Here is a 26,115-nt window from a genome sequence, read left to right on the forward strand (position 1 = left end):
GCCCCGCTCCCACACCCGCTCATGACCTGCGACCCGATCGACATTGCCATCGAGGACGAAGCCGCCACCGGCCGGCTGGCAGAGGACATCGCCGCGATCCTGGGAGCCGGCGACCTCGTGACGCTGTCCGGACCGCTTGGCGCCGGCAAGACCAGCTTCGCGCGGGCGCTTCTGCGCGCGCTGGCCGACGATCCCGAACTGGAAGTCCCGAGCCCGACCTACACGCTGATGCAGCCCTATGCGCTGCCGCGGTTCGCCATCGCCCACATCGATCTCTACCGGCTCGGCGATCCCGACGAGGCGGCGGAACTCGGCATCGAAGAGCTTCTGACCCAGGGCGCCGTTCTTCTGGAATGGCCCGAGCAGGGCGAGGGCGCGCTGCCGCCCGCCTCGCTTGCCATCGCGATCGAACCCGGCCCGGATCCCGATGCCCGCACCGTCCGGCTCGCCCCCGACCCGGACCTGGCCGACCGTCTGCACCGCACGCTCGCCGTTCGCAGCTTCCTTGAGGGGGCCGGCCGCGCCGGCGCGGCTCGCCGCCACCTGCAGGGCGACGCGTCATCGCGCACCTACGAGCGGATCGCCGATGCTAGCGGCCGCGCGGTCCTGATGAACGCGCCATCCCGGCCCGACGGCCCGCCGATCGCCGGCGGCCTGCCCTATTCCAAGCGCGCCCATCTGGCCGAGAGCGTGCACCCCTTCGTTGCCATCGGCGACGGCCTGCGTGCCCGCGGCTATTCGGCGCCGGCCGTGCTCGCCCACGACATGGACGCCGGCCTGCTGCTGCTGGAAGATCTCGGCACGGACCCCATCCTGAAGGACGGCCGGGTTCTGGAGGATCGTTACGCGCTGGCCGTCGACCTTCTCGCCGATCTCCATTCCAGATCGATGCCGAAGACCGCGCCGCTGCCCGGCGGCGGCAGCCACGCCGTGCCGCGCTTCGACGCCGGCGTTTTCGGCATCGAGCTGTCGCTCTACCCGGAATGGTTTCTGCGCCACGTTACCGGCGCGCCCATGGACGCTGCGACCCAGGCCGAGTTTTCCGAGGCGTGGGATGCGCTGTGGCCCTTCGTCGACGAGGCCGAGACGAACTGGCTGCTGCGCGATTTCCATTCGCCGAACCTGATGTGGCTGCCGGAGCGCGGCGGCCTCGCAACCGTCGGTCTGCTGGACTACCAGGACGCGCTCATCGGTCCGACCGCCTACGACGTGGCGTCGCTGCTGCAGGACGCGCGCGTGACCGTGGACGCAGGCATCGAGGCGCGGCTTCTGGACCGCTATGCCAGCGCCCGCCACGCCGCCGGCGCCTTCGACGACGCCGGATTCCGCCGCGCCTACACCGTGGTCGCGGCGCAGCGGGCGACAAAGATCCTGGGAATTTTCGCCCGCCTTAATGCGCGCGACAAGAAACCCGCCTATCTCGCGCACCTGCCGCGTATCGCCGATTACATGCGGCGATCGCTCGCCGATCCCATTTTCGCCGAACTCAGGGGCTTCTACGAGCCGGCGCTTTCCGCCCTCGACAGACCGGCCCCCTCCACGCAAGCCTCGGACCCATGACCCAGACCTCGACCCGCCCCACCCGCGCCATGGTGCTCGCCGCCGGCATCGGCAAGCGCATGCGCCCCGTCACGGCCACCACGCCGAAGCCGCTGGTGGAGGTCGCCGGCCGCGCGCTCATCGACTACGGGCTCGACCGGCTGCAGGCGGCCGGTGTCGAGGAGGCCGTGGTCAACGTGCACTACCTGGCGGACCTCATGGAATTCCACCTGACCAAGTGCCGGGCGCCGAAGATCACCGTGTCCAACGAGCGCGGTCGGCTACTCGACACCGGCGGCGGCATCGCCAATGCGCTGCCCCACTTCAAGGGCGAGCCGTTCTTCCTGCTGAACGCCGACACCTTCTGGCTGGAGGGCGCGACGCCGAACCTGGTGCGCCTCGCCGACGTCTGGGACCCGGAGATCATGGACGGTCTTCTGATGCTGGCGCCCACCGTCACCAGTGTCGGCTACGACGGGGCCGGTGATTTCGTGCTGTCGACCGACGGCCGCATCGAACGGCGCGGCGAACGCCAGGTGGCGCCGTTTGCCTATGCCGGCGCCGGCATTCTGTCTCCGGCCATGTTCTCCGACGGACCGGAAGGCAAGTTCTCGCTGAACCTGCTGTTCGATCGGGCCATCGCCGAGGGGCGCATGTTCGGGCTGAGGATGGACGGGCTGTGGCTGCACGTTGGCACGCCCCGCGCCATCAAGGACGCCGAGGCGGCGATCGCGGAAAGCGCCGCCTGACAGGACGCTGCACCGCCCCGCCGGACCGGGCCGAAGAAGACGCCTTGGCCGGGTGTGGCTCCTGGCCCACGATGGGAAGGAGCGAATCGTCCCCGGCGGTGGCCAGGGAGGGTTCGGACCGACCAACCCTTCACCGGGCCTTCTGATGCAGGACATGGCAACCAGCGACCCTAGCCAGCCAGGTCACGGCCACGCGGTTCCGCGCGTCTTCTCCATTCCCCCCTCCGTTCCCTTCCTGCCGACCCTGGTCGCCGCGCTTGCCGACGGAACCCTGTGGCCGGGCGGCCGGGTGCCCGACGATCCGCTGGCGCTGGCCGACGCCATCATCTACCTGCCGACCCGCCGCGCGGTGCGCGCGCTGGAGGCTGCCTTTCTTGCCGCGTCCCCCGGGCCGAGCGCGGTCCTGCCCGACATCCGCGCCATCGGCACCGTCTCCGAGGACCTGCTGGTCCTGGAGGAGGAGCAGGGCGACACCAGCCTGCTGGCCCCGCCGCTGCCGGACCTGACCCGCCGGGTGGCCATGGCCGGGCTGGTGCAGCGCTGGGCGGAGCGGCTCTCCACCGACACGCTGGACCTGCTGCCGGGCGACACCGTTGCCGTGCCCACCTCGCCGGCCGATGCGGCCCGGCTGGCGAACGAGCTTCTCGGCCTGATGGACCAGGTGGAGACGCTGGAAGCCGACTGGGGCGCGCTGGGAAGCCTCGTGCCGGAAGAGCTGGCGCAGTACTGGCAGCTGACCACAACCTTCCTCGGCATCGCGGTGGAGCTCTGGCCGGCCTTCCTAGAGGAGCGCGGCGCCATGGAACCGGCCCGCCGCCGCCGGCTGCTGGTCGACGCGGAGACCCAGCGCCTGGTTGCCGCCCCGCCCAGAGGGCCGGTGATCGTTGCCGGATCGACCGGCTCGATCCCCGCAACAGCGCGGCTGATCGCGGCGATTTCCCGCATGCCGACCGGTGCCGTGGTGTTGCCCGGTCTCGACCGGGCGCTCGACGCGGACGCCTGGGACGCCATCGACGATGCGAAGGCCCCGTCCTTCAGTCACCCGCAGTTCGGACTGAAGCAGCTCCTGAAGCGCATTGGCATCACCCGCGACGAGGTCGCCTCGCTCGGCGCGGCCCCCGATACGGTCGCGACCGCCCGGGCCGGCATCGTGTCCGCCGCCTTCCGGCCGGCATCGACCACCGACGCATGGGCGTCCGCCTTCGACGCCAGCGCCGCCGAAACCGCATCCGAGGGGCTCGCCCTGATCGAAGCGGAAACGGCGCGCGAGGAAGCGCTGGCCATCGCGCTGGCGCTGCGCGAGACGCTGGAGACGCCGGGCGCCACCGCCGCCCTGGTGACCCCGGATCGGTCCATCGCCCGGCGGGTCGCGACCGAAATGAAGCGGTGGGAAATCGCGGTGGACGATTCCGCCGGTCGGCCGCTCGGCATGACGTCGGCCGGTGTCTTCGCCCGGCTTGCGGCCTCGGTGGGCACCGATGGCGACGCCCATACGCTCATCGCTCTTCTGAAGCACCCATTTTGCCGGCTCAATATCCCGTATGGCGACTACATCCGGGCGGTCGACGGGCTGGAACGGTACGTTCTGCGCGGCCACCGGGTCCGCCCCGGCAGCGCCGGCCTGAAGGCCGCGCTGGACGCCCGCATCGACGAAACCCGCGCCGCCGATCCCGGCCTGTCGGCCCTCGCCGACGCCTCCACGCTGGTCGACGCGCTCATCGCGGCGCTCGCCCCGATGGAAGCGCTGGCGGCCGAGGGCGCGCCGGTGCCGCTCAGCCGGCTCGCGGCCGCGCACCGGGCGGTGATCGAGGCGCTCGCCACCGATCCGGACCACCCGGACACCCTCATCCGCCGCGATGACGGCGCCACGCTTCTCGCCGCGCTGGAGGGCATCTCCGCAACGGAGGACGTGGACTTCGCGGTGCTGCCGGCCGACTGGCCATCGCTGTTCGAGGCGCTGGCCGGCGATGCCGCCGTGCGCGGCCCCGTCCCCACCGACGACCGGCTGTTCATCTGGGGGCCTCTCGAAGCGCGTCTGCAGAGCGTCGACCGGCTGGTGATCGCCGGCCTCAACGAGGGCGCCTGGCCAGCCGCCGTGGACATCGGCCCGTGGATGTCGCGTCCCATGCTCGGTGCGTTCGGGCTGGAACCGCCGGAGCGGCGCATCGGCCTGGCCGCCCATGACGTGGCCCAGGCGCTGGGCGCCCGCGACGTGGTGATAAGCCGGGCGAAGCGGGTTTCCGGCACGCCCACGGTGGCATCCCGCTGGCTGCAGCGGCTTCTGGCCGTGGCCGGACCGGAGGCCTCCGCGGCCGTCGCGTCACGCGGCCAGACCTATGCCGCCTGGGCTTCGGCCATCGACACGCCCGATGGGCCGGCTGCCCCCACTGAGCGGCCGAACCCGAAGCCCCCCCTCGACGCGCGACCGCGCCACCTGCGCATCACCGAGATCGGCACACTCATCCGCGACCCCTACGCCGTCTACGCCCGGCGGGTGCTGGGGCTCGATCCGCTCGATCCCATCGCCCCGTCGCTGGAGGCGCCGGAGCGCGGCACGATCATCCATGACGTGCTCGCCAGGTTCATCGGCAGCTGGAGAGGACCGCTCGACAGCACCGCCGTCGACGAGCTCAACCGGCTGGCCCGGGAGCAATTCGCCGAGCTGGACGAGGCCGAGGTGACGGCCCTGTGGCTGCCGCGCTTCGGCCGCATCGCCGAGGCGTTCGTGGATCTGGAGGCGCGGCGCGCGCCGGAAATCATGGAGCGCCGGGTGGAGATCGACGGCCGGATGGAGCGGCAGACACCCACCGGCACGGTGACCATCACCGGCCGCGCCGACCGCATCGATCGGACGGCCGACGGGCGGCTCACCCTCATCGACTACAAGACCGGCAGCGCGCCCTCGCCGCAGCAGGTCGCCGCCCACCTGGAGCCGCAGCTTACCATCGAGGCGCTGATGCTGGCCCGCGGCGGCTTCGGCGATCTTGGCAGCACGGCGATCGGCGATCTCGCCTATATCGAGCTGAAGGGGTCGCGGGAGCCGGTGAAGCTGCGCTCCATGCTCGACAACAAGGAGGGCAAGGACGCCGCTGCCCTCACGGACGAGGTGGACGAGAAGCTGCGCGGGCTCCTGGAACGCTACAGCCACGCCGAGGCCGGCTACCTGTCGCGCGCCCGCGTCTTCCAGGAGAAGACCTTCGGCGGCGCCTACGATCACCTGGCCCGTGCCCGGGAATGGGCGCTTTCGGTGGAGGGCGGCGAATGACCGTGCGCGCGATCCCCGAGGCGACGCTGCTCGCCCAGGCCCAGGCTTCCGATCCCGGCGCCTCGGCCTGGGTGTCCGCCAATGCCGGCTCCGGCAAGACCCATGTGCTGGTGGAGCGGGTGGTGAATCTGCTCCTCTCCGGCGTCGCACCGGGCCGGATCCTGTGCCTGACCTTCACCAACGCCGCGGCGGCCCAGATGAGCCAGCGCGTGTTCGACCGGCTGGCCGCCTTCACCCGGGCCGACGACGCCACGCTGGACAAGCTGCTCTCCCCCCGCCTTGGGCGTGCTCCGGCCGCCGACGACCGGGCCGACGCACGCCGGCTTTTCGCCGAGGCGCTGGAAACGCCCGGCGGGCTGAAGATCCAGACCATTCACGCCTTCTGCGCGGCGCTGCTGCACCAGTTTCCGCTGGAGGCGAACCTCGCCGCGCGTTTCACGGTGCTCGACGATGCGGCGAGCGCCGAGCTGTGCGACGACGCCATCGAGAAGACGCTCGCCGAGGCCGCCGCCGCGCCGGACGGGCCGCTGGCCCGCGCCATCGCCGCCATCCTGCCGCTGTCGGCCGACCTGACGCTGCTCGGCGCGATCCGCGCGATGATCCGCGAGCGCGAGGCCTTCCGTGCCTGGCTGACCCATGCCGACGGTCTGGACGGCGCCATCGCGGAGTTGCGGGCCGCGCTCGGGCTAGCGCCCGGCGACACGCTGGATGCGCTCACTCAGGAGATCCTCACTTCCCCCGGCTTCGATGCCGGCTTCCGGTCGGCCTATGCCGAGGCGCTGGCGCGCGGCAGTGCCGCCGACCTCAAGCGGCACGAGCAACTGCGGCTCTGCGGCGATGTCACCGTCGAGCCGGCCGCCCGGGTGGAGGCCTGGCAGGCCCTGTTTCTCACCGCCGCGGGGGCGCCGCGCGCCGCCTCCGGCGCCGGCACGAAGGCCGTCCAGGCCGCGCTGCCCGACCTCGCCGGCCGCTACGCCGACGAGCAGGCGCGCCTTCTCTCGCTCCTCGACAAGGCCGCCGCCATCCGCGCCGTCTCGGTGACGGCAGCGCTCGCCTGCCTGGCCGACCGGGCCCTGGGCCACATGGAGGTGGAAAAGGCGCGCGAAGGCCTCGTCGACTACGACGACCAGATCGCCCGGACAGCCCTTCTGCTGGCACGCTCCGATGCCGCCCAGTGGATCCACTACAAGCTGGATCGCGGCATCGACCACATCCTCGTCGACGAGGCCCAGGACACCAGCCCCCGCCAGTGGGAAATCGTCAACGCGCTCGCCGGCGAGTTCTTCGCGGGACAGGGCGCGCACGAGAAAGGTCCGCGCACCGTCTTCGCCGTGGGCGACGAGAAGCAGTCCATCTACGGCTTCCAAGGCGCGGCACCCGATGCCTTCCACCGTCAGCACGGCCACTTCGAGGGGTTGGCGACGGGAATCGAGGCAGCGTTTCATTCCGTCCAGCTGACGCTGTCCTTCCGCTCGACCCCGGACGTGCTCGGCGCGGTGGACGCCGTGTTCGCCGATCCAGACCTGGCGCAGCGCATCGCCAGCGACGGCACCGCCACCGTCCACGAACCCATCCGCGCCAACGAACCGGGACGGGTGACCCTGTGGCCGCTGATGGAAACGGTCGCGGCCGAAGCGCCGGAAGACTGGACCCAGCCCATCGATCACGAGGCGGGCACGTCCGGCCCCTGGCAACTCGCCGAACGCATCGCCGAAACCATCCGCGACTGGCTGGCCAGCGGCGCGCGGCACCCGAACGGGGCACCGGTGAAGGCTGGAGACATCCTGGTCCTGCTGCGCAAGCGCCAGCCCTTCGCCGATCTCGTCAACCGGGCGCTCAAGGCGGCCGGCGTGCCGGTGGCCGGTGCCGACCGGCTGACCGTCACCGAGCACATCGCGGTGGAGGACCTGATTGCGCTGGGCCGCGCGCTGCTGACGCCGGCCGACGACCTGTCGCTCGCCTGCGTCCTGAAATGCCCGCTCTTCGGGCTGGACGAGGAGACACTCTTCGAGATCGCCCACGACCGGCCGGGAACCCTGGAGGCGTCGCTGCGTGACGCCGGGGCGGCCGATCCGCGCCTGGCCTCGATTGCCGAGCGGCTCGCGCGCTGGCGCCGGATCGCGCTCGCCGACCGACCCTTCGACCTCTACGCCACGGTGCTCGGCGCCGACGAAGGCCGCCGCCTGTTCCGAGGCCGATTGGGCTCGGAAGTGGACGAGGTACTCGACGCCTTCCTGGACATGGCCCTCGACTACGAGCGCACCGGCGTGCCGACGCTGGAAGGATTTCTCGTGCGGGTGACGGCCAGTGCCGCCGAGCTGAAGCGCGAGAGCGACGCAGCCTCCGATGCGGTCCGCGTGATGACGGTCCATGGCGCCAAGGGCCTGGAAGCGCGCATCGTGTTCCTGGTGGACGGCTGCGGCGCGCCGCTTCATGCCGCCCACGACCCGAAGATCGTGCCGCTGCCGCCGGCCGTCGCCGGGGCGGCGGCGCCCCTGGTCTGGGCGCCAAACGGCGACCATCGCCCGCAGGCGGTGACCGACGTGATCGAGGCGGGCCGCGACCGGCAGGAGGCGGAGTATGCGCGGCTCCTCTACGTCGCCATGACCCGCGCCATGGACCAGCTCATCGTCTGCGGCTGGTCGCCGGCCCGTGGACCCCACGAGCGCTGCTGGTACAAGCTCATTGAAACGGGCCTCGCCGGAGCCCTGGTCGACATCACCGCGGAAGACGGCAAAACGCTGGTCGCGCGCGAATGGCGCGGCATCACCCGCGAGCGCGGCGAACAGGTCACCGAAGTCCGGGCCGAAACGGTGCCGGCGGCCCCGCCGCTCCCCGCCTGGGCGCGCACGCCTGCCCCGCCGCCGGTGATCGAGGCGCCGTCGCTGAGCCCGTCCCGCGCCCTGCCACATGCCAGCAGCCACAAGTCGTCGGCGCCGGCAGGATCGCAGGCCGGCCAACCCGGCCTCGCGCCGGAGGCGGCCCGGCGCGCGGCGATGCTGCGCGGAACCATTGCCCATCGGCTCCTGGAGGTGCTGCCAGACCTCGCGCCGGACCAGCGGGCAGACGCGGCCCGCCGCCTCGTTGCCGCACAGCCGGGGGCCGACACCGTCGACGCCGACGCCCTGATCGCCTCGGTTCTGGCCATTCTCGAGGCCCCGGAGTTTGCCGCGGTGTTCGGCCCGGGCAGCCGCGCCGAGGTGGGCCTCGCCGGCCACCTCACCCTGGCCGGCGCCCGCCGGCTCGTCACCGGACGGGTCGACCGCATGGTGCGCACGCCGGGCAAAGTGCTCATTGTCGACTACAAGAGCGACCGACCGGTTCCCGACAGCCTGGACGACGTGCCGCCGGCCTACATCGCGCAGCTCGCGCTCTACCGGGAGATCATGCGCCCGCTGGAGCCCGACGCGGAGATCGGCGCGGCGCTCGTGTGGACCGACACGGCCCGGCTGATGCCGGTTCCGGGACACCGGCTGGATGCGGTTCTGGCCGCTCTCGACCGGGCCGGCAGAGCGGAAAACGAATCTCCCGAAGGACCGGCCGCGAGCCCGCCGTTCGCTTGACGCTCATTCCGGCGCTCCCTACCTTGCGGGCAACCCTGAAGGGCCGCGCCTCGAAGCCGCGTCCGATCGCGTCTCCTTCGAAGCGTCCGGCTTTTCCCAACAGGCGGCCGGAGCGCCGCCCCGCCGCCGCCAACCCGGCGCCGGGAACCATGATCCGAGGTATGCCATGAGCCCGACCAACGTGACGGATTCGTCCTTCAAGACCGATGTCCTGGACTCCGACGAGCCGGTGGTCGTCGACTTCTGGGCCGAGTGGTGCGGCCCCTGCAAGATGATCGCCCCCTCGCTGGAGCAGATCGCCACCGAGATGGACGGCAAGGTGAAGATCGCCAAGCTGAACATCGACGAGAACCAGCAGATCGCCATGCAGTACGGCGTGCGCTCGATCCCGACGCTGATTTTGTTCAAGAATGGTGCCCCGGCCGCCACCCAGGTCGGCGCCGTGCCGAAGGGCAAGCTCGTCGAATGGATCAACGCCTCGATCTGATCCGCCTGCCGGCGAGACCGACGCCTTCGCGAGCCCGGGCGATTGCGACCGGGCTCGCATTTGCGTGCCGAAATTCCTAGATAGCATCCGAGACGGGCCGCAACCGGCGACCCCGCACCGACTGCCCAAGACGAGCGATGATGAGCAACGACACCGCGAACAAGGCCCCCTCCGACGACATCGAGCCCGAGGTCGAGGCGCCGGAAGCCGACGCTGCTGCCGAGGAGTCCGGCGTCGATGATCCGGTGACCCGGCTCGAACGCGAGGTTTCCGACCTCAAGGACCAGCTGCTGCGCGCGCTGGCTGAGGCGGAGAACACCCGGCGCCGCGCCGAGCGCGACGTGGCGGACGCGCGGCGCTACTCCATCGCCGGCTTTGCCCGCGATATGCTGTCGGTGGGCGACAACTTCCGCCGGGCCCTGGAGGCCCTGCCGGAGAACGAAGAGCCGGCCGATCCGAACATGAAGGCGCTGATCGACGGCGTCGCCATGACCGAGCGCGAATTCCTGAACGCGCTGGAAAAGCACGGCATCGCCAAGATCGAGCCGCACGGCGAGCGCTTTGACCCGAACAAGCATCAGGCGATGTTCGAGGTGCCCAACGAGGACGTGCCGAACGGAACCGTCGTGCAGGTCGTCCAGCCGGGCTACGTCATCGCCGACCGCGTTCTGCGTCCCGCCATGGTGGGCGTCTCCAAGGGCGGCCCGAAGGCCGCGCCGAAGGCCGAGAACGACGCCTGACCAGGCTTTCTCCGATCGCGTCTTTGCGGCCCGACGCCCAGAGCGCCGGGCCGTTGCCATGCTCGGGGCAACGCTTCTGTGGTTGTCTCATGAACAGGAAAAGCCAGGGCGGCTTTCCTCGCGCGCGGAACGTGCATAGTCTGCCCGCATGACGCACGATACCGTTTCCCTTGACGGCTATGACCGGCGGCTCCTGGCCGCCCTCCAGGACGACGGCGCGCTGACCAACCAGGCGCTGGCTGAAATCGTCCACCTGTCCGCCTCGCAATGCTCGCGCCGCCGTCAGCGGCTGGAGCAGGCCGGCCTGATCCGTGGCTACCGCGCCGACCTCGACGCCGCGAAGCTCGGCCTGACCATCACCGTCTATGTCAACGTCATGCTGGACACCCATTCGCCGGAGAATGCCGACCGCTTCCAGCGCCTCGTCGCGCGACTTCCCGAGGTGCAGGAGGCGCACGCGCTGACCGGCGACATGGACTATCTCCTGAAGATCGTCGTCGCCGACCTGCCGGCCCTGTCCGAGCTGATCAACGGCGAATTGCTGCCGCACCCGTCGGTGTCGACCGTAAAATCGTCGATCGTGCTCTCGACCCTGAAGGCAGACCAGCGGCTGCCGATCCCGGAATAGGGCGGGCGGAACACGCGGCGTGAGGCCCATTTTCTGGACCGCAATCGCAGGCGGAAAACCGCAAGCACTTCTCTGCGATTGCTCTAGAGCGCCGGCAGCACGCGTTCCACGATCCGCGCCGAGGACTGGGAAACTGCGTCCACGAAGGCGTTGAAGTCCATTTTGGAGGAGTGGCCGGCGAGGTCCGACAACGCGCGGATGACGACGCAGTCGACCCCGTGCAGGTCGCAGACCTGGGCGAGCGCCGCGCCCTCCATTTCCGTGGCGCGGCCGCCATAGGTCTCGAACAGGCGCTGCCGGGTCGCTTCGCAGTTCACGTACTGGTCGCCGGTCACCACCGTTCCGAAAACGATCTTCGGCGGCCGCCCCTCGCCGCCGGCTTCGGCCGCCACAGGCTCAAGCGCCAGGCCCGACAGCGCCTCCTCCAGTCGGGCACGGGTGTCCGGGCGGAGCGTATAGCCGAAGCGCTCGGTGGGCAGAAAGAAAGGGAGGTGGCCAGGGTGATAGGGGTTGAGCCGTTCCTCCTCGAACCAGCCGAAATCGTGCTGCACCAGCCGGTCCGCGATGACCACGTCGCCGATGGCGAGCGCCGGGTCGAGCCCGCCGGCCACGCCGGAGAACAGGATCGTCCGCGCCCCGAGCCGGTCGATCAGGTGGGTGGCCACCATCGCCGCGTTGACCTTGCCGATGCCGGTGCCGACCAGGACCACGTCACGCCCGTGCAGCCGTCCGTGATCGAAGCGCAAATGCGCGATCTCGACACTCTCGCGGTGATCGAGTTCGGCCCGCAGGACGGCCAGTTCCTGGGGGATGGCGCACTGAATGGCGATGGTCATCGGCGATCGGCTCCGCTCGCAGGGCTTGGAAGTTCGCGCCAGAAGAGGCAGAGACTGGCGCCACAGGCAACCGCCCGCGGCAGAATGCGGGCCGCCACCCTTGGGATTGCCCTCCGCGCACCCAATTTCGGGTTTAACCAACGCCGGGTGCAGCCGCCGCTGTTGCTCGATTGTTCCAATCGGCTCAGGATCACCGAATGATTCGTTCTACCGATGGCTCGGCCATGCCCGCCGTGCCGGGTTTCGAGGAGAGTGCGTCCGCGCCCCTGCGCGGACCCGGCATGCCGGCGCCCAAGCGCGGCGGGATCGCGGAGCGCGCGCTCGGCGGCGCGCGTCCCGCTGCCGCCTATCTCGACAAGCTCAACGACGAGCAGCGCCGCGCCGTGGAGACGGTGGACGGGCCCGTCCTCGTGCTCGCCGGCGCCGGCACCGGCAAGACCCGGGTGCTGACCACCCGCATCGCCCACATCCTTGCCACCGGCCGCGCCCGGCCGGGCGAAATCCTGGCCGTCACCTTCACCAACAAGGCGGCCCGGGAAATGAAGGAGCGCGTGGCGAGCCTCGTCGGCCCCTCGGCCGAGGGGATGGCCTGGCTCGGCACCTTCCACGCCATCGGCACCCGCATCCTGCGCCGGCATGCCGAGCTGGTGGGCCTGCGCCCCGACTTCACCATCCTCGACGCCGACGACCAGATCCGGCTCGCCAAGCAGATCATCCAGGCGGAAGGGCTGGACGAGAAGCGCTGGCCGGCGCGCCAGATGCACAACATCATCGACGGCTGGAAGAATCGCGGCCTGACGCCGGCCAACGTGCCGCTGGGCGAGGCGCGGGCGTTCGCCAACGGTCGCGGCGCCGATCTCTACAAGGCCTACCAGGAGCGGCTGCGCGTCCTCAACGCCACCGACTTCGGCGACCTGCTGCTGGAGCCGATCCAGATCTTCCGCACCCACCCGGACGTGCTCGCCTCCTACCAGGAGCGCTTCCGCTACATGCTGGTGGACGAGTACCAGGACACCAACGTCGCCCAGTATCTCTGGCTGCGGCTTCTCGCCCAGGGTAACCGCAACCTCTGCGTGGTCGGCGACGACGACCAGTCGATCTACGGCTGGCGCGGCGCCGAGGTCGACAACATCCTGCGCTTCGAGAACGACTTCCCCGGTGCCGCGGTGGTTCGGCTGGAGAACAACTACCGCTCCACCGCGCCGATCCTGGCCGCCGCCTCGCACCTGATCGGCCACAACGAGGGCCGGCTCGGCAAGACGCTGTTCACCGAGGACGTGGATGCCGACGCGGAGAAGCTGACCGTCGCCTCCTCCTGGGATTCGGAGGAAGAGGCGCGCGCCATCGGCGAGGAGATCGAGTCCCTCCAGCGCAAGAGCCACTCCCTCGACCAGATGGCGATCCTGGTGCGCGCATCCTTCCAGATGCGCGAGTTCGAGGACCGGTTCGTCACCCTGGGCCTACCCTACCGGGTCATCGGCGGTCCGCGCTTCTACGAGCGCAAGGAGATCCGCGACGCGCTCGCCTATTTCCGCGTCATCGTGCAGCCGGCCGACGATCTCGCCTTCGAGCGTATCGTCAACACGCCGAAGCGCGGCATCGGCGAAGTAGCGGTGAAGACGCTCTACGACACGGCGCGCTCCCGGCAGATCCCGCTGGTCCAGGCCGCCACCGAGCTCGTCCAGACCGAGGAGCTGAAGCCGAAGACCCGCACCTCGCTCAAGGATCTGATCGCCTCCTTCGCGCGCTGGCGCTCCGAGCTCGACCGGCTGACCCACACCGAGCTGGCCGAGATCGTGCTCGACGAGAGCGGCTACACCGAGATGTGGCGGATGGACCGCTCGGCCGATGCGCCGGGCCGTCTGGAGAACCTCAAGGAGCTCGTCCGCGCCATGGACGAGTTCGATTCCCTGCCGAGCTTCCTCGAGCACATCTCGCTGGTGATGGACACCGAGAACGAGGCCGGCCAGGAAGCCGTCACCATCATGACGCTGCACGCCGCCAAGGGGCTGGAATTCGACACCGTGTTCCTGCCGGGCTGGGAGGAAGGCCTGTTCCCCCACCAGCGCGCCGTCGACGAGAGCGGCCAGGCAGGCCTGGAGGAAGAGCGCCGGCTGGCCTATGTCGGCCTGACCCGCGCCCGCCAGCGCATCTTCGTGTGGTTCGCGGTCAACCGGCGCGTTCACGGCATGTGGCAATCGACCATTCCGTCGCGCTTCCTCGACGAACTGCCCGAGGAGCACGTGGACGTGCGCGAACAGTCGGGCTACGGCGGTGGCTATGGCGGTTATGGCCAGAGCCGGTTCGACCGGGTGGAACCGTTCTCCTCCACCTACGCGACCCCGGGCTGGGAGCGCGCCCAGCGGCGCAAGTCGCAAGGCACGCCGCAGCCCCGCGCCCGCGAGCCGCTCACCATTGAGGGCGAGCTGGTCGCCAAGAGCGTGTCGGACGCCGAGCCGGCGTTTCCGGTCGGCACCCGTGTCTTTCACATGAAGTTCGGAAACGGCTCCGTTGCGGCCGTCGAGGGCAACAAGCTGACCGTCGATTTCGACAAGGCGGGTCGAAAGCGGGTGCTGGACTCGTTCGTCCAGAGACCCTGAGCCGGCAAAAAAGAACGGCGGCACAAGGGCTTCCGCAGCGGCGCTTGCGCCCGGCCGGACGGTGGTCTAGTTCCGGTCATCCTCGGCGGGTTGCCCGGGCCGGAAACCGGTCGCGGTGACCGGCCCGCAGAGGCTCTGTTCGAGCGGACCTTCGGCGCCGGCATCCGGCACGCCGCCCGCTCCGAGGCACGTGCGCGAGAAGGGTCTGCCACATGGATCGCATTCGGCTCAGGGGCGGGGGCCCGCTGGAAGGGACGATCCCGATTTCCGGCGCGAAGAACGCGGCTCTGCCGCTGATGATCGCCAGCCTGCTCACCGACGAGACGCTGACGCTGGAGAACGTGCCGCGCCTGCGCGACGTGCAGCAGCTCTTCCACATCCTCGCCAACCACGGCACCGACTGGTCGGTGGAGGGCAAGCGCGCCGGCCAGAACGACATGACCGGCCAGACGGTGCATCTGTGCGCCCGCGCCATCGTCGACACCACCGCCCCCTACGAGCTCGTCTCCACCATGCGGGCGAGCTTCTGGGTGATCGGCCCGCTGGTGGCGCGCATGGGCGTGGCCCGGGTGTCGCTGCCCGGCGGCTGCGCCATCGGCACCCGACCGGTGGACTTCTTCATCCAGGGTCTTGAGCAGCTCGGCGCCGAGATCGAGATCGACCAGGGCTACGCCATCGCCCGGGCACCGAACGGGCTCGTCGGCGCCCGCATCGACCTGCCGCGGGTCTCCGTCGGCGCCACCCACACGCTGCTGATGGCGGCGGCGCTGGCCAAGGGCGAGACGCTGATCACCAATGCGGCGCGCGAGCCCGAGGTTGTCGACCTTGCCAACTGCCTCATCGCCATGGGCGCGAAGATCGAGGGCGCCGGAACGTCGGAAATCAGCATTCAGGGCGTCGAGCGGCTGCGCGGCGCGCGCCACCGGGTGCTGCCCGACCGCATCGAGACCGGCACCTACGCCATGGCGGTTGCCATGACCGGCGGTGACGTGACGCTGGAACACGCCCGCGGCGACCTGCTCACGGCGCCGCTGGCCATCCTGGAACGGGCCGGCGCGGAGATCAGCGAGACCAATCGCGGCATCCGCATCCGCCGCAACGGCGCCGGCATTGCCGCCGTCGACGTGGAGACCGATCCGTTCCCCGGCTTCCCGACCGACCTGCAGGCGCAGTTCATGGCGCTGATGACGACGGCGAAGGGAACCTCGCACATCACCGAGACGATCTTCGAGAACCGCTTTATGCACGTGCAGGAGCTGGCCCGCCTCGGCGCCAACATCCACCTCGACGGCCAGGTGGCCACCATCGAGGGCGTCGAGCGGTTGCGCGGCGCGCCGGTGATGGCGACCGACCTGCGCGCCTCGGTATCGCTGGTGATCGCGGGGCTGGTGGCGGAAGGGGAAACGACGATCAACCGCGTCTACCATCTCGATCGAGGCTTCGAGCGGCTGGAGGACAAGCTCGGCCGCTGCGGCGCCGACATCGAGCGCATTTCCGGCTGACGGGAACCCGCGCCGCGATTGCATCGCCGCCCGTGACTGGCTAGACCCTAAAGCGACGCTCGTCCGGATGTCAGCGATCCGGCGCGGGCGACGAGGCTCAGATATCCGGCCGGCATTTCCTGCCGGCCGAACCCGGATCGCAAGACGCCCGCCATGGACCAACTGAAGCTCGCGGCCTTCGACAGCGACGACCTCGCCGTTGTCTCCGCGCACGTCCAGGATGCCGTGCTCAATGTCGGCGCGCTGCGCTGGCGCGCGGCGGACAACCGGTTCGTCGTCGTGTTGAACCGGTTCGTCTGGGAAAAGGCGTCGTCCGGCCGCCGCAAGCGCGACGAGCGCCACCGCGCCGTGCTCGACTTCGCCCACGTGACCGCCGCGCGGGCTCAGAACCTGCGGCGCGACGCCCCCGACGCGGTGCTGTCCCTGCTGGCGGTCACCTTCGACGAGGGCGAAGCGCCCGCCGGCCGGATCACGCTGCATTTTTCCGGCGGTGGTGCCATGCAGCTCGACGTGGACTGCATCGAGGTCACGCTGACAGATCTCGGCGCGGCGTGGGCGGCCCAGGGCCGTCCGGAGCACGATCTCGACGACTGAATGCCATGCCCGATCCCGGCGCGACTTCCGGGATCCGCCCGATCTTGAGGAAGGACACGCGCCCGTGCCCCTGCGACTGACCAGCACCGAGGCCGGCTTCGAGGACAGCTTCACGGCGCTGCTCGCCACCAAGCGCGAGGTCTCCGAGGACGTCGACGCCACGGTCCGCGCGATCGTCGCCGATGTCCGCGCCCGCGGCGATGCCGCCCTCATCGAGTACACCAGCCGCTTCGATCGTCTCGACCTCACCGCCGAGACCATCGCCATCGACCGCGATACGGTCGCCGAAGCTGCCGCGGGCGTTCCGGACGAGCAGCGCGAGGCGCTGGCCTTCGCCAAGGCGCGCATCGAGGCCTACCATTCCCGCCAGCGCCCCGACGACGCGCGCTTCACCGACGAGGCCGGGGTCGAGCTCGGCTGGCGGTGGTCCGCGGTGCCCTCAGTCGGCCTTTACGTGCCGGGCGGCACCGCCGCCTATCCGAGCTCGGTGCTGATGAACGCCGTTCCCGCGAAGGTCGCCGGCGTCGAGCGCGTCGCCATGGTGGTGCCGACGCCAGACGGCACGATCGCACCCCTGGTGCTCGCCGCCGCCCAGATCGCCGGTGTCGACGAGATCTACCGGGTGGGCGGCGCCCAGGCGGTTGCCGCGCTTGCCTACGGCACGGAAACCATCGCGCCGGTGGCCAAGATCGTCGGTCCGGGCAACGCCTTCGTCGCCGCCGCCAAGCGGCAGGTTTTCGGCACCGTCGGCATCGACATGATCGCCGGTCCCTCGGAGGTCGTGGTGGTCGCCGACGCGGCCAACAACCCTGACTGGATCGCCGCCGACCTCCTGGCGCAGGCGGAACATGACACCGCCGCCCAGTCCATCCTCATCACCGACGACGCCGGTTTCGCCGATGCCGTGGAGCGCGCCGTCGCGGCGCATCTGACCACCCTGTCCCGGTCCGCCATCGCCAGCGCCAGCTGGCGCGACTTCGGCGCCATCGTCGTTCTGGGCTCGCTGGACGAGGCACCGGCGCTGGTCGATCGGCTCGCGCCGGAGCATCTGGAACTGGCGGTTGCCGATCCGGACGCGCTCGCGGGACGGATCCGCCACGCCGGCGCGATCTTCCTCGGCGCCTACACGCCCGAGGCGGTGGGCGACTACGTGGCCGGATCCAACCACGTGCTGCCGACGGCCCGCTCGGCGCGCTTCTCGTCCGGGCTGTCTGTGCTGGACTTCATGAAGCGGACGTCACTCCTGCGCTGCAATGCGGAGAGCCTGGCGCGGCTCGGCGCGGCGACGCGCACGCTGGCGGCGGCGGAGGGGCTCGACGCCCACGGCCGCTCGGTCTCGATCCGGCTGAACCACTGACGAGGCGAACGGACATGGTCGACGCTTCCGCAGACGGCTCCCGCCAACGGCTCCTAGCGATCGACCTCGACGAGAGCTCGATCGCCCGCTCCACGCCCGATATCGAGCACGAACGTGCTGTCGCCATCTACGATCTCCTGGAGGACAACCACTTCGCGCCGGTCGGTCACGACGGCGGCCCCTACCGGCTGGCGCTGGCCATCGTGGAAAACCGCCTGGTCTTCGCCATATCGCTGGAGGACGGCACCGCGCTCGCCACCCACGTCCTGTCGCTGACGCCCTTCCGCAAGATCGTGAAGGACTATTTCCTGATGTGCTCGAGCTACTTCGAGGCCATCAAGACCGCTTCGCCGAGCCAGATCGAGGCCATCGACATGGGCCGCCGCGGCGTCCACAACGAAGGCTCGCAGATCCTGCTGGACCGGCTTGAAGGTAAGATCGAGGTGGATTTCGACACCGCCCGACGGCTGTTCACCCTCCTTTGCGCACTCCATTGGCGAGGCTAGGCTCGTGACAGGAACCGGGCGCCCGGGCGCGGTTCTCTTCGTCTGCCGACAGAACGCGGTCCGCTCGCCGATGGCGGCCGCCCTGGCGCATCACCTGTTTCCGCACAGCCTCTACACCCGCTCCGCCGGTGTCGTGGGCGGCGGCAAGCCGGACCCGTTCGCCGTTGCCATCATGGACGAGCTCGGCCTCGACATCTCCGGGCACCAGCCCCGGACCCTTGAGGAACTCGCCGATACAAGCTTCGACCTGGTCGTGACGCTGGCGCCCGAGGCCCACCACCGGGCGCTGGAGATGGCGCGGACCGAGGCCTTCGACGTGGAGTACTGGCCAACCCCCGACCCGACCGTGACCGGTGGATCGCGGTCGCAGATCATGGACGGATACCGATCGGTGCGCGACGGACTGGCAACCCGCATCAAGCAACGTTTCTCGGTTTGACAGCAAAACACGACCTTCGGTCGCTTTACGCCGCCAAATCCCGTCGTCAGAACTGTTTCCAACCGCAGCGCGATTCGCTACGGTCTCGCCGACCCGGTATCGGCAGAGACCATCCAAGCGCATGGCCAAAGAAGAAGTTTTGGAATTTCCTGGCACCGTTACGGAGCTTCTCCCCAACGCCACGTTTCGCGTCCAACTGGAAAACGACCACGAGATCATCGCCCACACGGCCGGCCGGATGCGCAAGAACCGCATTCGCGTGCTGGCCGGCGACAAGGTTCTGGTCGAGATGACGCCTTACGACCTTACCAAGGGCCGGATCACCTACCGGTTCAAGTAAGACGCTCCGCCCCTCGGACCCCGGACCGATACCCGCATCATGACTGACGGTCAGACCCTCGTTCTCGCCTCCGGCTCGCCGCGGCGCCTCGCGCTTCTCGAGCAGATCGGCGTCGTGCCGGATCACCTCGCACCGTCCGACGTCGACGAGACGCCGGCCGAGGGAGAAAGTCCGCACGCACTGGCGCAGCGCCTGGCGCGGATGAAGGCCGACGACGCCTACGAGCGCGCCCGCGCCGACAAGGAGGTCGGCACCGCCTACATCCTGGCCGCCGACACCGTCGTCGCAGTGGGACGCCGGGTGCTGCCGAAAGCGGAATCGCTGAGCGACGCCGAGGAGTGCCTCGACCTGCTCTCCGGGCGCGGCCACCGGGTCTACACGGGCGTGACGCTGATCTCGCCGCGCGGCAAGCTGCGCCAGAAGACGGTGGAGACCCGGGTGCGCTTCAAGCGGCTGTCGCGCCAGGAAACCGAAGCCTACCTCGCCTCCGGCGAATGGAAGGGCAAGGCCGGCGGCTACGCCATCCAGGGCATCGCGGCCGCCTTCGTCGCCAAGCTGGTCGGATCCTATTCCAATGTGGTTGGACTGCCGCTGTTCGAGACGGCGGCGCTGCTGACCGGCGAAGGCTACCCCGTTCTCGGCGGCTGGACGCCGGGCACGCGCGAGACCTCGGCGGCCCCCACGGAAATCGCATCGAAGGACGCCGCGGGGTGAACAGTCTCCGCGCCGAGCGCGTTCGCCAGCCATGAGATACCGGGAGAAACCCTTGAACCAGCCCAGGCCCGCCGGTGGCGGGGGCGGCCGGTCGTCCACGGGCGGCAAGGGCCGCAAGTGCCCCATCTGCAGCAAGCCGACGGTGCAGGACTATCGTCCCTTCTGCTCCAAGCGCTGCGCCGACATCGATCTCGGCAAGTGGCTCGGCGGCGGCTATTCCATTCCGGTCGTGGAAGAAGACGGCTCGGCCGGCGGCCCGCCGGAAGAGGACTGACAGGGCCGCCCGCTGCACTCTGCGCGCCTGCCCCGGTTGACAGGCGAGCGGCCAGAGCCCATACAACGCCCCGTCAGTTTCATTCTGGGCGCGCGCGGAGCCCGTGCGCGCCTTTGTTGTTTGCCCAGGGTCATCCGATGAAAATCAAGAACTCGCTCAAGGCCCTCCTCAAGCGCGACCGGAACAACCGGCTCGTGCGCCGGAAGGGACGGGTCTTCATCATCAACAAGAAGGCTCCGCGCTACAAGGCGCGCCAGGGCTGAGCCCGCGCATCTGTACGCACAGCGCCCGCGGCCGAGCCGGCCCGACCTGTCGAGCGGAGACACATCCGCTTGCGCCGGGATCCAGGCTCCGCTGCCCGCCAGCCGCCGTCTTGCCAGCGTCCGCGACCGGACCCTCAACGCAACCGTGATGCGGCTGCGAACGCTCTCCCTTTGACGGGTTTGCGCCGCGGCGCCATATTCCGGTGATGACACGATCCATCCCGACGGTGCTGATCCTTGCTGGCGCGCTTGCGCTCGCCGCGCCCGCGTTCGCCCAGGATCTCGGCGAGCGCTTTCCCGGCCTCCTTCCGGAAGCCGGATCCCCCGACGACATCCCCCTTCCGCCCGGCCTTGAGGCGGAGGATGAAGCCGAGGCCGACATTGCGGACACGCCCGAGGCCCGCATGGATCGGCTGTTCGGACGGCTGCGCGAGGCGCCGACCGAGCAGCGCGCCGCGGCCATCGCGCGCACCATCCAGCGCGAATTCCTGGATTCCGGCAGCCCGACCATCGCGCTCTTGATGAAGCAGGCGGCCTCGGCCGTCGAAGCCAAACAGCTCCCCGTGGCCCTGGACCTTCTCGACGCGGTGGTGCGCCTGAAGCCCGACTATGCGGAGGGCTGGAACCGCCGGGCCACCGTTCACTTCATGCGGGAGGACTTCGGCCGGTCCATGGCCGACCTGGAACGCGCGCTCGCCATCGAGCCGCGCAACTGGGAAGCCATCGGCGGGCTGGCCACCATCCTCAACGCCCTCGACCAGAAGGACGAGGCCCGCGAGGCCTGCGAGCAGGCGCTGGCCATCTACCCGCTCCAGCCGCGCATCAAGGAGGCCTGCGACGATCTGGAGGCCGAGCGCGACGGCGAAGACATCTGACAGACGGGGGACGCGCTGCCGCGCGCCAGCGCAGTCTTCAGGGGCAGCCTATTCTCCGGCGGTCAGCGCCACGTCGCGGTCCGTCCGGCGACGTCCGTCGATGGTGGCGAACAGCCGGCCGATGTCTCCGCCGATCCCGATCAGGGCGGGCACCAGAACCAGGACCAGCAGCGTTGCCGCGGCGATGCCGAACACCATGGTGATCGCCATGGGCAGCAGGAACTGGGCCTGCAGGCTCGTCTCGAACAACAGCGGCGTCAGGCCGCCGATCGTCGTCAGCGACGTGAGCAGCACCGCCCGCAGCCGGTCGCAACCCGCCCCGATGGCCGCAGTCTCAAGCGCGTCGCCCTCGCGCAGCCGCTCGTCGAGACGGCTGACCAGGATGATGGAGTCGTTCACCAGGATGCCGGAAAGGCCCAGAAGACCGATGAGGCTCATGATGGTGAGATTGAAGCCGAGGATCAGGTGGCCGAGCACGGCGCCGACGATGCCGAACGGAATGATGGCCATCACCGCCAGCGGCCGCCAGTAGGAACCGAACACCCAGGCCAGCACGATGTAGATCACGACCAGCGCTATGACGGTGCCAAGCTTGAGATCGGCGAAGGAGTCGCGCCGTTCTTCGTCGCGCCCCGAGAAGGAAAAATCGATGCCGTGCTTCGCAGCGATCTGCGGCATGATGTCAGCACGCAGAAGCTCGGTGATGGCCGTGGAGGTGTTCACGTCCGGATCCACGTCCGCCGTAACCGACACCGTCGTCCGGCCGTCGCGTCGCAGGATGACGGAGAACGCGTCGCGCTCCTCCAGCGTCACGACTTCGGAGAGAGGCACGAAGGACCCGGTTGCGCTCCTGAGCCACATGTCGCGCAACGCCGCGTCGCCGGACCCGTCATCGGCGAGCTTGACGCGGACCTTCACCTCTTCATCGCCCACCGGTATGCGACGGGCTATGGCGCCTTCGAAGGCGTTGGAGACCTGGGTGGCCACGCTGTCCAGCGTGAATCCCAGCGCCGCTCCCCGTGGCGTCAGGCGCATGGCGAGTTCCGGCTTGCCGTAGGGCAGATCGTCGGAAACGGCGCTGACGCCGGGAATGGTTTCCAGTTCGGCGATGACGTCCTGGGCCGCGTCCTTCAGCAGGACCGGGTCGGCGCCCTGAAGACGCACGTCCAGGTCGCGTCCCGGCGGGCCGCCCCGGCGCTCGTTGATGGCGAAAGACTTGAGACCCGGAATGTCGGGCACCGCGTTTCGCCACGCGCGCACCACTTCGGGTGTCCGCACGCTGCGCGCTTCCGAGGCGGTGAGCTGGACGTCGATCTCGGCGAGGTTGTCGCCCTTGTTCTGTCCGGACACGCCCAGTGTCGTGGAAATGGAGCGCAGCAACGGCTCGCTGCCGCCGGACAACTGCTGCTCGGCAAGCTCCAGCGCCCCCTCGATGCTCTGCACGGCCGCGATCAGTTCGTCTTCCGGCGTTCCCGCGTTGACCTCGACGGTGGCGCGCAGGCTCTCCGCCTCCGGCGAGGGGAAGAAGACGAAGCCGATCCGCCCGCCCGCGATCAACCCGAAACCCACAATCAGCAGCGCCGACAGCGCCACGGCGAGCGTGGTGTAGCGCCAGGCGTAGGTCAGGCGCACGAAGCGGCGGAAGAGGCCGTCGCGAAAGGCCGCGAACCCGCGATCGAACCAGGGGCGGAAGCCGCCCCGCGTGCGCCCCTCGGACTTGCGCCGGCTGGCCGCCAGCCGGGTGCGGAGCAGCCCGAGCTCGACGAGGCCGGCAAGAACGAACGCCAGCGCGGAAACCGCGAGGATGCTGGCGACGGGGCCGATGGCGGCGCGGGTCGCTCCGAGTGCCGACACCAGGCCGGCCAGCGCGCCCTCCCCGGTCGCCCCCGCCGCCGGCGCGACGACGACCAGAAGCGCTCCGATCGCGATGGCCACCACCATCTGCCGCACCAGCGACCAGCGCGGCTCTCCGGTGCCTCCACCGGAGTGGGCCAGGTGCGCCGGCAGGACCAGAAAACACTCCACCAGCGAGGCGAACAGAACCGAGATGGTGACCAGCGGCAGGACCTCGATCATCTGGCCCATGACGCCGGTCATCAGGAACAACGGCGCAAACGCGGCGATGGTCGTCAGGCTGGCTGCGAAGACCGGCACCATCATCTGACGGGCGCCCCGTTCCGCCGCCAGTGCGGGCGGGTCCCCCGCCTCCTCGCGCGTCGCCGTCTGCTCCCCCACGACGATGGCGTCGTCGACGATGATGCCCAGCATCATGATCAGGGCGAACAGGCTCATCATGTTAATGGTCTGGCCGGTGGCGAACATGATCGCCAGCGTTGCCGCCATGGAGATCGGAATGCCGAGCGCCACCCAGGCGGCGATGCGCGCATTGAGAAAGACGAACAGGACCCCGAGCACCAGCAGCAGCCCCTGCCAGCCGTTGCGCACGAGCAAGTTGATCCGGTCCCAAAGGAAACTCGCCTGGTTCCGCGTCTCGTAGATCTGAACCGTCGGCGGCAGCTTGGCGCGCGCCTCGGCGAGGTAGTCCTTCACGATCTGGTCGGTTTCGAGTGCATCCGCGGTGACACTGCGCTCCACCGATATGGCGATTGCCGGGTTTCCGTCGTGGATCCCGCGCTGGGCATCGTCATCGAAGGCAGCCTCGACCGACGCGATGTCGCCGAGAAGGATCCGCTCGCCGCTCGAGAAGGTTTTCACCTCGATCCCGGACAAGGTCTCCGGCGTTTCCCCCGGCGCCAGGGCACGGACCTGCTTCTCCACCGTGCCGGAAACCGTGCCCGTCGGCCGGTCGAGCGTGTTGCTGGCGACGGCCTGGGCGATCTCCTCGATGCTCGTGCCGAGGCGCACAAGGGTGGATTCGGCAACGGCGACCTCGATCTCCTGGTCGCGCATGCCGCTGAACCCGACCTTGTCGATGCCCCGGTCGAGAAGGTCGTCACGGATCTGCTTGGCAAAGATCTGCAGCGCGGCCTCTTCGAACGGACCGGTCAGGATGAGCCGCGAGACGACATCGTGATGGCGCGTGGAGCTGATCGTCGGCTCTTCGCTGGCCTCCGGCAGCGTGGTGATCTGATCGAGTTCCTGTTCGACGTCGGCCACCGCCTTCTGCATGTCGGTGGCCGCGTCATATTCGATGATCGTCGTCCCGGAGCCCTCCCGGGCATAGGAGGTCACCGCGTCGACACCGTCGAGAAAGCGGACGGCCGGCTCGATCGCGTCGAGGATGTTGGCGGCCACGTCGTCGGCGCTGGCGCCCGACCAGGTCGTGGTGATGGTGATCACCTTTTCCTCGACCGTCGGAAAGAACTGCGTGTTGATGCGGGCCAGCGACACGACGCCGGCAATGAGCATCAGCGCCATGAGGAGATTGGCGGCGTTGGGGTGGCGGACAAACAGGCCGATGAGGCCGCCGCCGCGGCGCGGGCTGGTCATCGCTGGACCGTTCCCGCCGCCCGCACGGCCGTCGCCGGCTCGGCGGCCGGCGGCGTAAGGGTCTCGTTGACAAGAAGGCCGTCGCCGGCTTCCGCTATGCGGGTGAGCAGCACGTGGTCACCCGGCGCCACCTCGCCCGCCACGATCACGGTGTCGCCATCCTGGGCGAGCACGGCGACGGTGCGGCGTTCCAGCCGGCTGTCGCGCACCACGAAGACGTGGTCGCGGTCGTAGACCGAGGCCGCCGCGATCCGGATGGAATCGGCGAACACCCGTCCGGGAAGCCGCACTTCCACGAACGCCCCGGGACGCGGCAGAGCCTTTTCTTGGCTCTCGTCCAACCTGGCATAGACCTGGATCCCGCCTCGCGCCGACGAGATCTCCGCCCCGACGCGCTCCACCGTCGCCGTGTAGCGGCGCGGCGTGTCACCGATACGCCAGATCACCTCGATCGGCGTGCCTTCCAGCGAGCCGCCATCGTTGACGAGAACCCCGTACTGGCGGTCGGAGAGGGTGAATTCGACATCCACCGCATCCAACCTGTCGAGGGTCACGGCCACGTCGTTCTCTCCGATGAGCCGGCCCACCTCCACTGTCTCGTTCACGACCACGGCATCGAACGGCGCCTTGAGCGCGGTGTCGGCGAGATCGCGCTCGGCGTTGCGCACCCGCCAGCGCAGCCGCTCGATCGCGGCCGTCTGCTGTTTGATGCCCGCCTCTTCGATGGCGATCTCGTTGACAAGCTGGCTGATCGACTGGCGGCGCTGGCTGACCACCAGGCTGCGCTCGTCCACCGACTGTTCCGTTCCGGCCTGCCGGGTGACGAGGGTACGGCCGCGCTCCAGGTCGCGCTCGGCGAGGTCCAGCTGGGTGCGCACCTCCGCGAGACTTTCGGTCTTGAGCGCGACGCGGGACCGGGCTGCCGTGAGCTCGGCCTCGGCCTCGGCAAGGTTCGCCTTCGCCTCGACCAGAGCCCCCTCATAGGAAAAGGCATCGATCGCCAGCAGGTCGTCGCCGGCGGCAACGGTGGCGCCCGCCTTGAGGCCGGGAGCAACCTCCATGATCTCGCCGTCGACCAGCGCGCGCAGTTCGACCCGCGCGGCGGATACCACTTCGCCATAGACGGAGACGGTGGGGCTGTGGGCGCCCCGCTCCGGCTCGACGGTCTCCACCGAGTAGGCGGTTTCCGTCGGTGGGCGGCGCTGCATTTCGGGCTTCGAGCCGACGAGCCACTGGGTAAACGCCACCGCGCCGACCAGCACCAGCACCGGCAGGACGGCCCGAGCCGTCAGCCCGAGTGCCGACCGCACGCGGCCTCTTTCGGAGCGATCATGTTGCGTCAATAGGGTCAAGCCTCGTCGGCCGGCCGCGCCCCCATCGGCGCGGACCGCAAT

General features: G+C 69.8%; 21 protein-coding genes. 18 read left to right on the plus strand and 3 right to left on the minus strand.

Features of this window, described 5'->3' with window-relative positions:
- Positions 1-21: 21 nt before the first annotated feature.
- The 7 genes from C507_RS21500 to C507_RS0114725 all read left to right on the plus strand — a co-directional run bounded on the left by C507_RS21500 (position 22) and on the right by C507_RS0114725 (position 10,971).
- Entirely contained in the window at positions 22-1,560 is a 1,539-nt protein-coding gene (locus C507_RS21500) for a bifunctional tRNA (adenosine(37)-N6)-threonylcarbamoyltransferase complex ATPase subunit type 1 TsaE/phosphotransferase (protein ID WP_018700473.1), read from the plus strand.
- A complete protein-coding gene (locus tag C507_RS0114700) occupies positions 1,557-2,288 on the plus strand; it encodes a nucleotidyltransferase family protein (protein WP_018700474.1) in 732 nt (243 codons plus the stop codon). The genes C507_RS21500 and C507_RS0114700 overlap by 4 nt, the downstream gene beginning before the upstream one ends.
- Positions 2,289-2,442: 154 nt before the next feature.
- Positions 2,443-5,553 carry a double-strand break repair protein AddB gene (gene addB / locus C507_RS0114705; RefSeq protein WP_051089791.1) on the plus strand — a complete coding sequence of 1,037 codons (3,111 nt, stop codon included), beginning with the start codon at positions 2,443-2,445 and terminating at the stop codon, positions 5,551-5,553.
- On the plus strand, positions 5,550-9,116 hold the full coding sequence (gene addA / locus C507_RS21505) for a double-strand break repair helicase AddA (protein WP_018700476.1): 3,567 nt from the start codon (positions 5,550-5,552) through the stop codon (positions 9,114-9,116). Before addB ends, addA begins: the two co-directional genes overlap by 4 nt.
- A 166-nt stretch (positions 9,117-9,282) precedes the next feature.
- Positions 9,283-9,603 (plus strand): thioredoxin TrxA, encoded by a 321-nt coding sequence (gene trxA, locus C507_RS0114715; protein WP_018700477.1) that lies wholly within the window; start codon positions 9,283-9,285, stop codon positions 9,601-9,603.
- A 137-nt stretch (positions 9,604-9,740) separates the two neighbouring features.
- Complete coding sequence (gene grpE / locus C507_RS0114720; protein WP_018700478.1) at positions 9,741-10,343, plus strand: nucleotide exchange factor GrpE; 603 nt, start codon at positions 9,741-9,743, stop codon at positions 10,341-10,343.
- A gap of 148 nt (positions 10,344-10,491) precedes the next feature.
- A complete protein-coding gene (locus C507_RS0114725) occupies positions 10,492-10,971 on the plus strand; it encodes an Lrp/AsnC family transcriptional regulator (protein WP_018700479.1) in 480 nt (159 codons plus the stop codon).
- Between the two features lie 83 nt (positions 10,972-11,054).
- Here C507_RS0114725 and C507_RS0114730 read toward each other — a convergent pair whose 3' ends face one another.
- Positions 11,055-11,807, minus strand: coding sequence for a 5'-methylthioadenosine/adenosylhomocysteine nucleosidase (locus C507_RS0114730; RefSeq protein WP_018700480.1), 753 nt, complete (start codon positions 11,805-11,807; stop codon positions 11,055-11,057).
- Positions 11,808-12,004: 197 nt separating this feature from the next.
- Between C507_RS0114730 and C507_RS0114735 the strand changes: the two genes are divergently transcribed.
- The 11 genes from C507_RS0114735 to C507_RS0114790 all read left to right on the plus strand — a co-directional run bounded on the left by C507_RS0114735 (position 12,005) and on the right by C507_RS0114790 (position 21,271).
- Positions 12,005-14,407 carry an ATP-dependent helicase gene (locus tag C507_RS0114735; RefSeq protein WP_018700481.1) on the plus strand — a complete coding sequence of 801 codons (2,403 nt, stop codon included), beginning with the start codon at positions 12,005-12,007 and terminating at the stop codon, positions 14,405-14,407.
- Positions 14,408-14,619: 212 nt separating this feature from the next.
- Entirely contained in the window at positions 14,620-15,909 is a 1,290-nt protein-coding gene (gene murA, locus C507_RS0114740; protein ID WP_018700482.1) for a UDP-N-acetylglucosamine 1-carboxyvinyltransferase, read from the plus strand.
- Positions 15,910-16,062: 153 nt separating this feature from the next.
- Positions 16,063-16,503, plus strand: coding sequence for a DUF2948 family protein (locus tag C507_RS0114745; RefSeq protein WP_018700483.1), 441 nt, complete (start codon positions 16,063-16,065; stop codon positions 16,501-16,503).
- Positions 16,504-16,567: 64 nt separating this feature from the next.
- On the plus strand, positions 16,568-17,860 hold the full coding sequence (hisD, locus tag C507_RS0114750) for a histidinol dehydrogenase (RefSeq protein WP_018700484.1): 1,293 nt from the start codon (positions 16,568-16,570) through the stop codon (positions 17,858-17,860).
- 14 nt (positions 17,861-17,874) lie between these two features.
- Positions 17,875-18,366: a UPF0262 family protein gene (locus tag C507_RS0114755; RefSeq protein ID WP_018700485.1), complete on the plus strand. Its 492-nt coding sequence runs from the start codon at positions 17,875-17,877 to the stop codon at positions 18,364-18,366.
- A gap of 4 nt (positions 18,367-18,370) precedes the next feature.
- A complete protein-coding gene (locus tag C507_RS0114760; RefSeq protein WP_026319118.1) occupies positions 18,371-18,805 on the plus strand; it encodes an arsenate-mycothiol transferase ArsC in 435 nt (144 codons plus the stop codon).
- Between the two features lie 121 nt (positions 18,806-18,926).
- Positions 18,927-19,145 carry a translation initiation factor IF-1 gene (gene infA, locus C507_RS0114765; protein WP_026319119.1) on the plus strand — a complete coding sequence of 73 codons (219 nt, stop codon included), beginning with the start codon at positions 18,927-18,929 and terminating at the stop codon, positions 19,143-19,145.
- 39 nt (positions 19,146-19,184) lie between these two features.
- Positions 19,185-19,859 carry a Maf-like protein gene (locus C507_RS21510; protein WP_018700488.1) on the plus strand — a complete coding sequence of 225 codons (675 nt, stop codon included), beginning with the start codon at positions 19,185-19,187 and terminating at the stop codon, positions 19,857-19,859.
- A gap of 52 nt (positions 19,860-19,911) precedes the next feature.
- Positions 19,912-20,133, plus strand: coding sequence for a DNA gyrase inhibitor YacG (locus tag C507_RS21515; protein WP_018700489.1), 222 nt, complete (start codon positions 19,912-19,914; stop codon positions 20,131-20,133).
- Between the two features lie 137 nt (positions 20,134-20,270).
- Entirely contained in the window at positions 20,271-20,396 is a 126-nt protein-coding gene (gene ykgO / locus C507_RS0114785) for a type B 50S ribosomal protein L36 (protein WP_026319121.1), read from the plus strand.
- 206 nt (positions 20,397-20,602) lie between these two features.
- Positions 20,603-21,271 carry a tetratricopeptide repeat protein gene (locus tag C507_RS0114790; RefSeq protein WP_026319122.1) on the plus strand — a complete coding sequence of 223 codons (669 nt, stop codon included), beginning with the start codon at positions 20,603-20,605 and terminating at the stop codon, positions 21,269-21,271.
- A 48-nt stretch (positions 21,272-21,319) separates the two neighbouring features.
- Here the strand turns inward: C507_RS0114790 and C507_RS0114795 are convergent, their stop codons facing one another.
- Positions 21,320-24,721 (minus strand): efflux RND transporter permease subunit, encoded by a 3,402-nt coding sequence (locus C507_RS0114795; protein WP_018700492.1) that lies wholly within the window; start codon positions 24,719-24,721, stop codon positions 21,320-21,322.
- The gene (locus tag C507_RS21520; RefSeq protein ID WP_018700493.1) at positions 24,718-26,031 is read right to left on the minus strand and encodes an efflux RND transporter periplasmic adaptor subunit; all 1,314 of its coding nucleotides are present in this window, start codon (positions 26,029-26,031) and stop codon (positions 24,718-24,720) included. Before C507_RS21520 ends, C507_RS0114795 begins: the two co-directional genes overlap by 4 nt.
- Positions 26,032-26,115 lie beyond the last annotated feature (84 nt).

This window comes from Amorphus coralli DSM 19760 (assembly GCF_000374525.1).
Taxonomy (GTDB): Bacteria; Pseudomonadota; Alphaproteobacteria; order Rhizobiales; family Amorphaceae; genus Amorphus; species Amorphus coralli.

Bases quoted from the DNA above. Each gene is read 5' to 3' on its own strand.
- C507_RS0114755 (WP_018700485.1), top strand. From the start codon at position 17,875: ATGGTCGACGCTTCCGCAGACGGCTCCCGCCAACGGCTCCTAGCGATC.
- addA (WP_018700476.1), top strand. From the start codon at position 5,550: ATGACCGTGCGCGCGATCCCCGAGGCGACGCTGCTCGCCCAGGCCCAG.
- grpE (WP_018700478.1), top strand. From the start codon at position 9,741: ATGATGAGCAACGACACCGCGAACAAGGCCCCCTCCGACGACATCGAG.
- ykgO (WP_026319121.1), top strand. From the start codon at position 20,271: ATGAAAATCAAGAACTCGCTCAAGGCCCTCCTCAAGCGCGACCGGAAC.
- C507_RS0114745 (WP_018700483.1), top strand. From the start codon at position 16,063: ATGGACCAACTGAAGCTCGCGGCCTTCGACAGCGACGACCTCGCCGTT.
- infA (WP_026319119.1), top strand. From the start codon at position 18,927: ATGGCCAAAGAAGAAGTTTTGGAATTTCCTGGCACCGTTACGGAGCTT.
- C507_RS0114730 (WP_018700480.1), bottom strand. From the start codon at position 11,807: ATGACCATCGCCATTCAGTGCGCCATCCCCCAGGAACTGGCCGTCCTG.
- C507_RS0114700 (WP_018700474.1), top strand. From the start codon at position 1,557: ATGACCCAGACCTCGACCCGCCCCACCCGCGCCATGGTGCTCGCCGCC.
- C507_RS0114790 (WP_026319122.1), top strand. From the start codon at position 20,603: ATGACACGATCCATCCCGACGGTGCTGATCCTTGCTGGCGCGCTTGCG.
- C507_RS21510 (WP_018700488.1), top strand. From the start codon at position 19,185: ATGACTGACGGTCAGACCCTCGTTCTCGCCTCCGGCTCGCCGCGGCGC.
- C507_RS0114735 (WP_018700481.1), top strand. From the start codon at position 12,005: ATGATTCGTTCTACCGATGGCTCGGCCATGCCCGCCGTGCCGGGTTTC.
- trxA (WP_018700477.1), top strand. From the start codon at position 9,283: ATGAGCCCGACCAACGTGACGGATTCGTCCTTCAAGACCGATGTCCTG.
- murA (WP_018700482.1), top strand. From the start codon at position 14,620: ATGGATCGCATTCGGCTCAGGGGCGGGGGCCCGCTGGAAGGGACGATC.
- C507_RS0114725 (WP_018700479.1), top strand. From the start codon at position 10,492: ATGACGCACGATACCGTTTCCCTTGACGGCTATGACCGGCGGCTCCTG.
- C507_RS0114795 (WP_018700492.1), bottom strand. From the start codon at position 24,721: ATGACCAGCCCGCGCCGCGGCGGCGGCCTCATCGGCCTGTTTGTCCGC.
- C507_RS21500 (WP_018700473.1), top strand. From the start codon at position 22: ATGACCTGCGACCCGATCGACATTGCCATCGAGGACGAAGCCGCCACC.
- addB (WP_051089791.1), top strand. From the start codon at position 2,443: ATGGCAACCAGCGACCCTAGCCAGCCAGGTCACGGCCACGCGGTTCCG.